This window comes from Paraburkholderia phytofirmans (assembly GCF_046028095.1).
Classification (GTDB): Bacteria; Pseudomonadota; Gammaproteobacteria; order Burkholderiales; family Burkholderiaceae; genus Paraburkholderia; species Paraburkholderia phytofirmans_A.
Genome location: NZ_JAQQDJ010000006.1, coordinates 1 through 13159 on the forward strand (window position 1 = coordinate 1; position 13159 = coordinate 13159).

Consider the following 13159-nt stretch of genomic DNA (forward strand, 5'->3'; position numbering starts at 1 on the left):
GTTTGCGTAGCCCGTCAGTTCCAGAGTAAGCGCTCATTAGACGACGTGGCTTGCGCGAGGCGCCCGGGTGTGCGTCAGTCTGTTGAGGCGACGACCCGCCACGGCAACAGGGCGTCATAGTCGTCGACGCTGTGTGCGAGCGGGATTGCCTTGAACAGCGCGACGAGATGGCCGTACGGTTCGACGCTGTTTGCCTTACACGTTTCGATCAGCGAATACACGTTGGCTGCGGCATTCGCGCCGGCGACTGTGTCGTAGAAGAGCCAGTTTTTTCGCCCGACCGTGAACGGCCTGATCGCGTTCTCGCAAGCATTGTTGGAGATCGGCCACGCGCCGCTCTCGACGTATCGAACGAGCTTCGGCCACTGGCCCTGCAAGTAGTGCAGCGCTTTGCCGAAGGCGCTTTGTGGCAACACAGCGTGCAACTGGCGCAGGAGCAGTTCCTCGATTTGCTCGAGGGTCACGCGACTCTCGCGCTGTCTCACGGGCAACCGATCCGCTGGCGTCATATTCTGGCAGCGCGATTCGATCGCGAAGAGCTGCCCGATCAACCGAATGAATTCGCTGACGGGATGTTCGCGACCACGCTGCGCCTTCGGCAGGTTCTCTTCCGCCTCGATCATGTAGCGGCGCATGCGCCCAGCAGCCCAGATGCTCCAATTGATTGGTGTCCGCGACATCGTTGTATGGCTCATAACCGTCAGTCATCAACGCCGCGCCGGGTTTGATGCCAGCATAGAGCGCCGCGGCCTGTGCCGCGCTGCGCGTCGGGCTGTAACTGAACAACCGGACGGGCGGACCAGTGCCGCTCATCTGTCCCCACATGTAACTCTTGCGTTGTGCGGCACGGCCTGGCTCTTTCAGTACCTGCACAGTCGTTTCATCACCGTAGATGATGTCGGCCTCAAGCAGGTGATCGCGCATCAGATTGATAAGCGGCTGCACGGCCGTGCCGACGCGCACTGCGCTGGCTGCCAGCGTGCCCCGTGAGAGATCGCCACCGAACCGGTGCAGTAACGCGGCGATGCGATACAGCGGCAGCGCATCAGCGAATTTACTCACAACCACCCATGCAAGTGCCGATTCGGTGAGTACCCCTTCGGGATGACACGGGATGGTGCTGGCGTCACCTTGATGCCGAGGTCACAACAAGGGCACGCGTATTTGATTCGCTGGTGTTGAATGACGTGAACCTGCTGCGGCACGATATCAAGTTGCTCGCTGATCTCGGCACCGATCTCGACCAGTGCGTAGCCGTCGTGTGCGCACACGCGTTCTGATTCGGGCAATTCATGACGCACGATCTCGCGAGGCAGCATAGCGTCCAACGGTTTGCGCCCGCGCTTCTTGCGTTCGTGCGCGCCGACCTCGATGCTCGGCTCCGCCTCCGTTTCCTGCGCCGGCTCGCATCCCGTTGCAAGCGCCTCTGCTTCGTTCAGGAACAGATGGCGCTGCTCAACGCCGCGCACCTCGCGCTTTGCGGCAAGCAGTTGTCGCTGATAGGCCTTTTGAGCTTCTCGCGCAGCAAGTCACGTTCGACTGTCACCACACGCAACTCGCTCTTCATGGCAGCGAGTTCTGCGCGTAGCACTGCAGCTCGTCGGTGGGGGATGAAGATGGTGGCGGCATCGTCAGATGCGACCAGCGATGCTGGTTCGCGTTTAAGGTCACGCGCTGATAATAGCGTGTCGGATGCGCGCGCATTGCTTCGAGGTCGATGCCGTCAAGCAACCAGTGAAGTTGCTCCGTTCGTAGCTTGAGCACCGCTTCCTGGCGCGGCCAGACGAAGCGGTCCTGCTCGAGCCGCTTCATGAGAAGCCAGAAGCCGTTATGGTCCCACAGCAGCATCTTGATACGGTCGCGCCGCTGATTGCTGAAGACGTACACTGCGCGCGCGAATGGATCGAGCTTCATCGATTGCTCGACGATGGCTGCCAGGCCGTTGATGCTCTTGCGGAAATCGACGGCGTCGCGATGCACGTAGACCTTCAGCTCATCGTCCAGTCGAAACATTGCACCGTCCCAGCGTTTCGATCATTGCCGATAGCAGCGCCGCGTTGTTGCCGATGCATTCGAGCTAGAGCGTGATGCCGTTGGGCATCAGGACTGTCACCGTCGACGAGGCCGCTCGATCCGTCGGCATACTAGTCGTCGTCTCCGGCGGAAAAGACATCGCAGGTTTGCTCTCGAGCTCGACGAGCGCCTGTTCGCTGCTGACCCTGACGACCGGCACGAATGCCAGCTCTGCCGTCGGCGACTGCGTTGAAGCAATAGCAAGCCGTTGCTGGTGTAGCTTGATCCATTTGTGCAGCAGGTTCGCATTGACTCCGTGTCTGAGTGCGAGCCCCGCTACTGACGCCCCTGGCTCGAGGCAGGCCTCGACCAGCCGCTGTTTCGTTTGCCTGTCAAACGGCGTTTGCCGTCTTTGCCCACGGTGACGACCTTCAGGCACGACGTATCTGAGTGTTGTTCTGTCATAAGGTGTCCACTGAAAATTGGACTGACCCCCAGAAGTTGGACGGTTAAATGGCTACGCCTGACCGAGTTGAGTCCGATCGGGGATTCTGTGGTCTGATGCTTTGTCATCTTCTTGCGGCTTAAGGAAGCGTGCGGAGACAAGGCCTCCAGTCCGCCCTGATCGTAGTTGCGCTCCCATGTAGCGATAATATTGAAGTTGCGAATGTCAAACAGCGCGGCGGCCTGCCGACAGGAAAGGCGCTCGTCACGCATGCGTCGCAACACCGACAGCTTGAATTTTAAGCTATAGGTAACCCGCACCTTTTCCCTGACGCCTGCAGCACCATGCGAACGATAACCAGCCACCCATTTGCGTAGTGACGCAACATTCACGTCGTGGCGGCGAGCAACGACTTTGAGCCCCGCCGTTCCCGAACAATAATCCTCGACGACCACGAGCTTCGTCTCTTCCGAATACTTGCCCACAAGACTCCCTGCAAAAGTGTCTAACTTTGCGGGGTCAGTTCAAATCAGTGGACATAGCGTGCACGGCCAGATCGCTGAGTGCTAGACGCCCATTTCTGCGCGCTTACGATGCAAGGCTGTATGAACGCGACGCGCAGGTCGCACACCCGCAAGAGACGGTCGATTCGCAGAAGGCAGCGCTTGCCCCTCGCGCTGCGGAAGCCGAGCACCTCGACCTTCTGATTGCAAAGCTGCGGCGCATGCAGATCGGCCGCAAGTCGGAGAAGCTCGATCGCCAGAGCGAGCAGCTTGAACTCTGCGAGGAGGATCTGCAGGCCGACGAAGGCGCAGCGCCTGTTTGATCCCGAAGACACCACCCGCTGCGCGCGAACGGCCGCAGCGCAAACCGCTACCCGACCATCTGCCACGCGGCACGCACACACCTCCCTGAGTCGGCCGGGGTCTGCACGCACTGCGGCGCCGTGATGAAGCAGATCGGCGAGGACATCTCCGAGCAACTGGAAGTGCCGAAGAGCTTCAGCGTGGTCCGTCATGTGCGACCCAAATTCGCATGCACCTGTTGTGATCACATCGCTCAGGCGAGCGTGCCGGGGCCCCCATCGAGCGTAGTCTGGCAGGCCCGGATTGCCGGCGCATGTGCTCGTGGCGAAGTTCGCCGATCATTTACCACTTTGCGGGCAGTCAGTTATCTATGCCCGTGAAGGCGTCGAGCTTGAGCGTTCAACGCTGGCTCGGTGTTTGGCCATGTGCAGCGTTGCTGCGACCGCTCGTCGAAGCAATCCGGCGACACGTGATGACGGCTTCGAACCTGCACGCGACGATATACGGGCCCGTGCCCGTGCCCGTGCCCGTGCTCGCGCCGGGTGACGCCACGACCAGAACCGGGTGACTGCGGGTCTATGTCCGCGACGACCGGGCTTCGGGCGATATCACACCGGCCGCGGTATGGTTTGCCTATACACCGGACCGCAAGGGCATTCATCCGCAGCGGCACCTCGCATCATTTGCCGGAACGCTGCAGGCCGGTCCCTATGGCGGTTACCGGGCGATGATCTATGAAACCGGGCGTGTCGTCGAAGCAGCGTGCTGGGCCCATGCCAGACGTCAGATCTGCGAACTGCATGTGTCGCGAACGAATGCCTTCGACACCGAAACGCTCGAGCGTATCGGCGCGCTATACAGCATTGAGGAGAAGATCCGGGGCAAGCCACCTGATGAACGTCGGGCCTACCGCCAGACACGGCGAGACCCTTGCTCGCCCGGCTTCATACATGGCTGGGCGAGATGCTCGCCACGCTCTCGCGCAAGTCAGATACGAGCAGGCAATCCTGTATGCCCTTAACCGCTGGGAGGCGCTCACGCGCTACTGCGATGACGGTCGAATCGAGATCGACAATCTGCCCGTCGAACGTGCCCTGCGCGGCGTTGCAATCGGGCGCCGCAACTATCTGTTCGCCGGCGCGGATTCTGAAGGCGAACGTGCTGCCGTAATTTCAGCCTCTCGGCACGGCCAAACTCAGCGGCATCGATCCCAAAGCGTATCTGCATCACGTTCTCACCCACATCGCCGAGCATCCGATCGACCGCATCAACGAACTGTGCCGTGGGCCGTCGCACCCCAACTGTCCTGGTTGATATCGCATTTCCCGAAGAGTTCAGCCTGAAGCCTCAACATCAATGTGGTTCCCACCATATTCTGATGGGAACCACATTGGCTATCTCGCAGACCTGTCTAGACGGTGCTGCCATGACGCTTACGTCCTAAAAAAGCATTCATCCCTTCCTCAAGCCCCTCCTGCGACAGCGACAGTCGGGCAGCATACCTGCGTCTTAACATTCACTCCAAAATACTGTATAAATATACAGTGAAAACTCGTCACCCCATGCTTGCTCGATGCCGGGCAGGGCGGAGCATTCCCTAATTCAAGAGCGTGTCTATGGCAGCAGCGATTCAGCTTGCGACGTCCGCCCTGTCGTCCCAATTACGGCGTCAGGTGTGGCAGGGCAATGAGCTTGCCGAGGCAGACTCGCGTGTGATTTCCAGCGGCTATGCCGCGCTGGATTGTTTGTTGCCGGGGCAAGGCTGGTCAGCTGGCGGTCTGACGGAATTGTTGATCGAGCACGGTGGAGTGGGTGAAGTACGTCTGCTTGCCCCTGCGCTTTGTCATCTGACGAAGCACGCCAAGCGGCATGTCATGCTCGTGGCGCCTCCGTATCAGCCATGCGCTGCCGCATTGAGAGCTTGGGGTGTCGATGTCGAGCGAGTTTTATGGGTCCGATCGAGTGAAGACCAGGCATTGTGGGCCGCTGCTCAGGCCTTGAAACAGGATGGCATCGGCGCGGTCCTGGTTTGGCTGCCGAATGCGCGCGCCGACAAGGTCAGGCGTCTGCAAGTGGCGGCTCAGGAGTCGGCATCGCTGGCATTTTTAATCCGGCCTGTCGAGGCCGCCACGCAATCTTCCCCGGCGCCATTGCGAATGATCTGCGAGCCGCTCTTGCCGGCCAATGCGCAGACGATCAACCGTCGTCAATGGCTGCAGGAGATTGGTTTGTCGATCGACATCTTCAAGCGTCGCGGGCCGCCGCTAGCCGAGCCTCTTCGTCTCGTTTTGCCTTTACAAAGTGTCTTGTTGCCGGAAAACGGAGTCGGTGGCCATCAAGGGCCAGAGATTAAACATGCTGTGGATCGCAGTCACATTGCCACTCTTGTCGCTGGAAGCGGTGAAGCCTCTCGCGCCGCTCCCGGATGGTTCGCTCGCGAAGCCGAATCGGCGTGAATCGCGCGACGAGACAAGCCAGCTTCACGATGCCGAAGACATCGTCGAAGGGCGTTGTTACGCTCTAGCCGATCACGCCCACATCCTGATGCCGGATCTCGACGCACTGCGCGCCGGCGTACACGCGGGTCATTCGCGTTCGTACGCCTTGGCGTTGGCGCCGGGGCTCGAACTGCTTGCCGCCGATGCCGCCCGCGAAACTCAGGCATTCGAAGCCATAGCGCTTGCATTGCTGACGTACACGCCGAAAGTGTCGCTTGCCGAAGCACATACCCTGTTGCTGGAAGTCGGCTCCGGGTTGAGGTTGTTCGGCGGCTTGCGCGCGTTGTTGTCGCGGGTGTCTGCCACGGTGGCGGAATTCGGCTATACGGCGCGCATCGCCTGCGCGCCGACTGCGTGGGGAGCATGGCTATTGGCGCAGGCTCGCGCCGTTCGGCAGAAGAATCGCTGGCACGTGGTCAAGGAGACGTCGCTTGCGCGTGTCCTCGATGGTTTATCGGTATCGCTGCTGCCGGTCACGCAAGCGCATCGCGATGCGCTTGCGCACGTCGGCTGCACGACGCTGGCCGATTTGCGTCAATTGCCGCGCTCCGGTGTCGTGCGACGTTTCGGCAGCGGCATTCTGGATCTGCTGGCCCAGGCGTATGGCACGCGCCCGGATCCACGCGAATCGTTTCGTGCGCCGGCGTCGTTTCATGCGCAACTGGAATTGCCCTCGCGGGTCGACAACGCGGATGCCTTGCTGTTCGCCGCGCGTCGGCTGATCGTGCAGCTGGCCGGCTGGCTGAGCGCGCATCACGCGGCGCTCAGCGGCTATACGTTGCTGCTCGAGCATGAATTGGCGTCCCGTCATGCGCCGAAGACATCGAGCCTGAAGGTCGCGTGGGCCATACCGTCGCGCGATGCCGAGCATCTGATCTGGTTGCTGCGGGAAAAATTGAATCAGACCGTGCTGGCGGCACCGGTCATCGAGTTGAAGCTGGTTGCGGATCAAATCGGCGAATATGCCGGGCAGTCGGACACCTTGTTTCCCATGCCCGAATCCGATGGCGATTCGATTGCGCGTCTGCTCGAACGACTGAGCGCGCGATTGGGGCCGGAGAATGTGCTGCAGATGTCGGTGCAGGACGATCATCGTCCCGAGCGGGCAATGCGCGTCGAAGCCTACGAGGCGCAAGCGTTTTCGCGCAAGAGGCGTTCGCCGGCGAAAGCCCGGACAAAAATTAAAGCAGACAACGCCTGGCTGACCGATGCATTGCAGCACGCCGCATCGGCGGAGGAGGGGCGCGCAGACGGCGATGCGCTTGCGCGAGTGGCACTAGCGACACAAGCAGCCCAACAGCTAAACGAAACAGCCAACGCAAAAAACAATCGCCTATCCGACTCCCAACCGGCCGATGCCCAAACCTCGCTCGATCTACCCGACAGTGCGTTGCCGTCGCAGCCTCGCCCGGTCTGGATGCTCGACAAACCGCTGCGCCTGATGATGCGCGACCAGCGGCCCATCTATCGTCGGCCGCTGAAAATGCTCACACGTACGGAACGGATCGAAGCAGGGTGGTGGGATGGCAACCGGGTGGAGCGCGATTACTACGTCGCGGCCGACGACCGCGGTCACATGTTCTGGGTATACCGCGAACGCCTTAACGGCGAGTGGTATTTGCAGGGTTTGTTCGGCTGACCATCATGCCACTAACCCAGCCGTCATTCCTCGCGCAGCAGCCACTCGCCACTCAGTTGCCGGCGTATGCGGAATTGCATTGCCTGACTAATTTCTCGTTTCTGCGAGGCGCATCGCACCCCCATGAGCTCGTCGAGCAGGCGATGTCGCGCGGCTACAGCGCGCTCGCCATCACCGACGAATGCTCGCTGGCTGGCGTCGTGCGCGCTCACACGGCGTTGAAGGAAATCAAAACGGAGCGGGAGCGTCAGCAGAAAGAGCGCGAGGACAAGGCAAAAGCCGCGCAATTGGAAGCGCCTTCGGACGACGCGACAAAAATCGAAGCGTCGCAAAAGGAAACCGCGCAACAGGAAACCGCGCAACAGGAAACCGCGCAACAGGAAACCGCGCAACAGGAAACCGCGGAAGCCGAGGTACTAAAACCCTTCCCTCACCTGATCATCGGCAGCGAACTCAATCTGACCGATGATGCCGGCGAGCCTTTCTGCACCCTCGTTGCGCTAGCAACCAACCGCAACGGTTACGGCAATCTTTCCGAGCTGATCACGCTGGCTCGATCACGAGCGGACAAGGGCCGCTATCGCCTTAGCCCATCCGACTTCACCGATTCGCTCCCCCATCTTGAGCATCTAAAAACCTTACCCGATTGCGTCCTGATGCTCGTGCCGCAGCGCTCGGCGACGCTCTCGCATACGCTGCGTTGCGCGCATTGGCTCGCCTCGTTCGCTGCACAACGGGCGTGGATCGCGCTCGAACTCTGGCAAACGGGCAGCGACGATCTTCAGATCGACGCCTTGCGCATGATTTCAAAAGCGAGCGGTTTGCCGCTGGTCGCGGCAGGCGGCGTTCTCATGCATGCCCGATCGCGCAAGCCGTTGCAGGACACGATGACCGCCATCGGCCTCGTCACGCCGCTATCGCAATGCGGCCATGCGCTCGAGGCGAACGCGGAGCGGCACATGCGTACGCGTGTGCGGCTTGGCAAACTGTATCCGCGCGATACGCTGGAAGAAACGCTGCGTATCGCCGCGCTATGCCGTTTTTCGCTCGACGAACTCAAGTACGAGTACCCCGAGGAACTCGTGCCCGCCGGCGAGTCGCCGTCGAGTTATCTGCGCAAGCTGGTTATGGCCGGCGCGATGGAGCGCTGGCCCAAGGGCATGGACCTGAAGCGAATCGGTCAGATCGAAAAGGAGTTGGGGCTGATCGCCGATCTCAAATACGAAAAGTATTTTCTGACGGTGCACGATATCGTGAGTTTCGCGCGCTCCAGAAACATTCTGTGTCAGGGGCGAGGTTCAGCGGCGAATTCGATCGTTTGTTATTGCCTGCATGTGACGGAAATCGATCCGGTGCACATGAACATGCTGATCGAGCGTTTCATCTCTCGCGCGCGCAACGAGCCGCCTGATATCGATGTCGACTTCGAACATCAGCGGCGCGAAGAGGTCATTCAATATATCTACACGAAGTACGGCCGTCATCGGGCGGCGCTGACTGCGTCGCTGATTACGTATCACGCGCGTAGTGCACTTAAGGACGTCGGCAAGGCGCTGGGTCTCGAGGTGTCGTTGATCGAGCGGATCAGCAAATCGCAACAATGGTGGGACGGCACGGATGCAGTCGCCAAATATCTGGCCGAAGCGGGCTTCGACGCCAATTCGCACATCACGAAGAATCTGATTCGTCTCACGAAGGAGTTGCGCGCTTTCCCGCGTCATCTGTCGCAACACGTCGGCGGCTTTGTGATCGCGAAAGACAAACTGTCGCGACTCGTGCCGATCGAGAACGCGACGATGAAAGACCGCAGCGTGATCGAGTGGGACAAGGACGATATCGACGCGCTCAAGTTGCTGAAAGTCGACGTGCTGGCGCTCGGCATGTTGTCGGCGATCCGGCGCGCGCTGGAATTCGTCGCCTTGAGGCGCGGCTTTCCGAAGTTCAGGGTGCAGGATATTCCGCGCGAAGATCGCGCCGTCTACGAAATGTGCGGCCATGCCGATACGATCGGCGTATTCCAGATCGAATCGCGTGCGCAGCAAAGCATGCTGCCGCGCCTGAAGCCCAACAAGTACTACGATCTCGTGATCGAAGTGGCGATCGTGCGGCCCGGGCCGATTCAGGGCGGCATGGTGCATCCCTATCTGCGCCGCAAGCAGGGGCTCGAGGCGGTCGACTACGCGAAGGATGAATTGCGTCCCGTACTCGAACGTACGCTCGGCGTGCCGATTTTCCAGGAACAGGTCATGCATCTGGCGATGGTTGCGGCGAAATATACCGGTGAGCAGGCCGATCAGTTGCGGCGCGCGATGGCCGCATGGCGGCGCAGCGGCAACCTCGCGAAGTATCAGAAGGATTTGAACGAGCGGATGCTCAAGCGTGGTTATGAGCAGGAGTTCATCGACCGCATCTGCAAACAGATCGAAGGCTTCGGCGAATATGGTTTTCCGGAGAGCCACGCGGCGAGCTTCGCGCTGCTCGTTTATCTTAGCGCATGGTTGAAGCGCTATGAACCGGCTGCTTTTCTGGCGGGTTTGCTGAACAGTCAGCCGTTGGGGTTTTATTCGCCGTCGCAACTCGTTCAGGATGCGAAGCGTCACGGCGTCAAGGTGTTGCCGCCCGACGTGACCTTGAGCGATTGGGAGTCGACATTCGAGAGGCGTGGTCATGAAGGGCAGCGGATCTCAGCGGACGAAACCTGTTTGCATCGTCAGCAAGCCGTACTATCCGCGCAGCAATTGCGCGATCTTTCGCTGCGGCGTCTGACGGTGAGCAGGACCGTCCGGCGCGCGGCGCAGCGATTGACTGCCCGCGTGTTTCAACCGTCGAACACTTATGGGGCGCGCGGTCCCGCTGTGCGCATCGGCATGCATCTGATCAAAGGCTTCTCGCAAGCGGCGGCCGAACGCATCATGGCGGCACGGAACGAGGCGCCGTTTACCGATGTCGACGATCTGGCGCGTCGCGCGGCCCTGACGCGGCGCGATCTCGAAGCGCTTGCCGCGGCGAACGCGCTGGTCAGTATCGCGGGACATCGACGCGAAGCGTGGTGGGCCGTGACGGCGCAGCACACGGTGCCCAAACTGCTGCGCGACGCGCCGATCGCCGAAGCGCCGCTCATGTTGCCGCAGGCAGCCGAAAGCCGCGAAATCGTCGACGACTACGCGAGCCTTGGCCTCACGCTCAATCGTCATCCGCTTGCGCTATTGCGTGCACGCCTTGCAAAGCATCGTTTTCGCACGGCCGCCGAACTCGCCGCGTGTCAGCACGGCACGCTGGCGCGAGCGTGCGGCATCGTCACCGTGCGGCAGCGGCCGGGCACGGCAAACGGCACGGTGTTCGTTTCCATCGAAGACGAGACCGGTTCGATCAATGTGATCGTCTGGCCCTCGCTGGTGGAAAAGCAGCGCAAGGTTTTGCTGGGCGCATCGTTACTGGCGGTCTACGGCGTTTTGCAGCGCGACGACGGCGTGGCGACCGGCGGCGACAATGCCGGCAACGGAGTGAGCGCGAATCAGGCCCCGGCGAAACGGAAAAACAAGGGCGAGGTGATCCATCTCGTCGCTCATCGCCTCGAGGATCACAGCGAATGGCTGGGTGAACTGGCCACGGCGAGCCGCGATTTTCATTGAGGGATGCCTATGGCAGCCAAGCTCGCTGGGACGACGTAAGGCCGTCGTGCCGGCGCGCATCGGTCGAATAGCAACACGGGCGACTTGCCGCGCTCAGCCTTACCTGCCAGACACAACGTTCTACGCTTGCGCGGCGCCGCGCCACGGAAACGCCGCTAACACTTGCCGAATCGCCGTATCGAACGGCGTGCGCCGGCCTATGCCGAGCGCCTCGAGGCGGGTCGACGCCAGGTGGCAGTTATGCGGCCGAGGCGTCGAATCGGTGGGCGTAGCTTGCGGCGTCAGATGCGCGTCGAGTTGCAGCGCCTCGGCGAGGCGCACGGCGATCTCGTATTTGTTCATCGGTTCGTCGCCGGACCATTGCACGATGCCGCGGATCGCGTCGCCTTGCGCATGCCGTTCGAGCATCTGCCGGATCACGAACGCGACGTCCGGCGTGAAGGTGGGGTAACGGATCGCCCATGCATCCATGACGGCGGGTTTGCTCCCCGGCGCCGCCGACCCGGCGATCGCAGGCACGAGACTCGTCACGGCCGACTCCGCCCAACTGACGATCGGCCCGTACAGCAGCGGCAGACGCAACACGCAGCCAAGGTCGGTCGATTCAGTCAGCGCGCGCTCGCCTTCGAGCTTGCTGTGCCCATAGGCGTTGAGCGGCGCGGGCACGGAATCGTGCTGGTAGGGCGGGTGCGTGCCGTCGAACACGTAGTCGGTAGAGATCGATAGCGTCCATGCGCCGCGCCGGTTCGCCGCCGTGGCAAGGGTGCGCACCGCATCGACATTCAGCGCGCGAGCCAGCGCGGGATCGTGCTCGCACACGTCCGGCCGACGCTCCGCCGCGGCAATCACCAGCGCGTCCGGCGCTTCGCGCTCGACGAACTGCTCGACCGCCAACGCGTCGCGGATATCCAGCGTGACCATCCCCGGCGCCGGCCGGCTGAATGCCGTGGCGACGACTTGCCAATCGCTCTGCTGCGCCAGTTCGTCGACGAGCGCGCGGCCAAGCAGCCCGGAGGCACCAATGACGGCAACTTTGAACATGATGAACTCGCTTAACGGGCTGCGCCGGGTGAGCCGCTGGTCGTGCCGCTTGTGATGCCCGTCACGGTGTAGCCGGCTTCGTCGATGGCAGCCTTCAGCGTCTCGGCCGGTTGCGCCGATTCCACGGCGACGCGCCCGGATGCGAGATCCACGCGGACTTGCGCGCCGATATCGTGTTCGCGGATGGCGTTCGTGACCGCCGTCACGCAATGCTGGCAGCTCATGCCTTCTACCTGGAATTCGATCGTCATCGGGATTGCCTCGGGAAAATGGATAGTGCGACGGTTGAATTATGCCTGCCGATCCGCAATTCAGTGGATGACCTTCCCATCATGGGAAGGTGTACGATCGACGCACCAACTGGAGAAACGGCTATGAATATCGGTGAAGCGGCCCGCGCGTCGGGCCTCACGGCGAAAATGATCCGCTACTACGAGAGTGTCGGCTTGCTGGCGGCGAAATCGCGTACCAGCGCCAACTATCGCGTATACGGTCCGCAAGAGGTTCACTCGCTGCGCTTCATCCGCCAGGCGCGCCGGCTTGGTTTTTTGATCGAGGATATTCGACGGCTGCTTGCGCTGTGGCACGATCGCTCGCGGGCTAGCGCCGAGGTGAAGACCATTGCGCTGGAGCACGTCGCGGAACTCGATCGCCGCATCGCCGAACTGACCGACATGCGCGACACGTTGGCGCACCTCGCCGACCATTGTCACGGCGACGACCGTCCTGACTGTCCCATCATCGAGCGCCTCGCCGACACTGATCTGGTTTCGGGGCAGGATTGTCATCCGATTTGAGATTGTGTTTTGCTGAAGGTGCAACCATGTGCTTAGGTTTATCGCAACCGCAGTGGCGTTTGCACCAATATTGGGCGTAAAAATATAGGGTGACATCGATTGAAGCGAAAAACCGATCTCAAATTGAATTAAATCAGTCACTTGACCGCACCACGCGCGTGCACCATTCCAAATCGGAATGCACGTCATGCGGGCATTTCACTAGCAAGGTTGCACTATAGGGCTATAATCCGGGTTAACCCTTTTACGGGAAATCCCTGATGCCCAATCCACCGGGGATTCAATCTG

The 13159-nt window shown here is 61.0% G+C and carries 8 protein-coding genes and 3 pseudogenes; 5 read left to right on the plus strand and 6 right to left on the minus strand.

Annotated elements, in window-relative coordinates; translation table 11 throughout:
* Window positions 1-74: 74 nt before the first annotated feature.
* The 4 genes and pseudogenes from tnpC (PQR54_RS18325) to PQR54_RS18340 form a co-directional block, all read right to left on the minus strand.
* A pseudogene (tnpC, locus tag PQR54_RS18325) lies at window positions 75-1618 on the minus strand (IS66 family transposase).
* Window positions 1564-1980: an IS66 family insertion sequence element accessory protein TnpB gene (gene tnpB, locus PQR54_RS18330; protein WP_408248091.1), complete on the minus strand. Its 417-nt coding sequence runs from the start codon at window positions 1978-1980 to the stop codon at window positions 1564-1566. Before tnpB ends, tnpC (PQR54_RS18325) begins: the two are co-directional and overlap by 55 nt.
* Before the next feature lie 97 nt (window positions 1981-2077).
* Entirely contained in the window at window positions 2078-2452 is a 375-nt protein-coding gene (gene tnpA / locus PQR54_RS18335) for an IS66-like element accessory protein TnpA (protein ID WP_408248094.1), read from the minus strand.
* Between the two features lie 161 nt (window positions 2453-2613).
* Window positions 2614-2943, minus strand: a pseudogene (locus tag PQR54_RS18340) (transposase); the annotation flags it as partial.
* Window positions 2944-3038: 95 nt separating this feature from the next.
* Here PQR54_RS18340 and tnpC (PQR54_RS18345) point away from each other — a divergent pair.
* The 4 genes and pseudogenes from tnpC (PQR54_RS18345) (at window position 3039) to PQR54_RS18360 (ending at window position 11033) form a co-directional block, all read left to right on the plus strand.
* Window positions 3039-4607, plus strand: a pseudogene (tnpC, locus tag PQR54_RS18345) (IS66 family transposase).
* Window positions 4608-4880: 273 nt separating this feature from the next.
* Complete coding sequence (gene imuA / locus PQR54_RS18350; protein WP_408248096.1) at window positions 4881-5720, plus strand: translesion DNA synthesis-associated protein ImuA; 840 nt, start codon at window positions 4881-4883, stop codon at window positions 5718-5720.
* Complete coding sequence (locus tag PQR54_RS18355; RefSeq protein ID WP_408248099.1) at window positions 5620-7401, plus strand: Y-family DNA polymerase; 1782 nt, start codon at window positions 5620-5622, stop codon at window positions 7399-7401. The genes imuA and PQR54_RS18355 overlap by 101 nt, the downstream gene beginning before the upstream one ends.
* Window positions 7402-7406: 5 nt before the next feature.
* Entirely contained in the window at window positions 7407-11033 is a 3627-nt protein-coding gene (locus PQR54_RS18360) for an error-prone DNA polymerase (protein WP_408248102.1), read from the plus strand.
* A 120-nt stretch (window positions 11034-11153) separates the two neighbouring features.
* Here PQR54_RS18360 and PQR54_RS18365 read toward each other — a convergent pair whose 3' ends face one another.
* Both PQR54_RS18365 and PQR54_RS18370 read right to left on the minus strand, forming a co-directional pair.
* A complete protein-coding gene (locus tag PQR54_RS18365) occupies window positions 11154-12074 on the minus strand; it encodes a dTDP-4-dehydrorhamnose reductase family protein (protein ID WP_408248104.1) in 921 nt (306 codons plus the stop codon).
* Window positions 12075-12085: 11 nt separating this feature from the next.
* Window positions 12086-12325: a heavy-metal-associated domain-containing protein gene (locus PQR54_RS18370; protein WP_408248106.1), complete on the minus strand. Its 240-nt coding sequence runs from the start codon at window positions 12323-12325 to the stop codon at window positions 12086-12088.
* Between the two features lie 123 nt (window positions 12326-12448).
* On the opposite strand from PQR54_RS18370, the gene cueR reads away from it, so the two are divergent.
* The gene (gene cueR / locus PQR54_RS18375; RefSeq protein ID WP_408248669.1) at window positions 12449-12871 is read left to right on the plus strand and encodes a Cu(I)-responsive transcriptional regulator; all 423 of its coding nucleotides are present in this window, start codon (window positions 12449-12451) and stop codon (window positions 12869-12871) included.
* The last annotated feature ends 288 nt before the right edge of the window (window positions 12872-13159 follow it).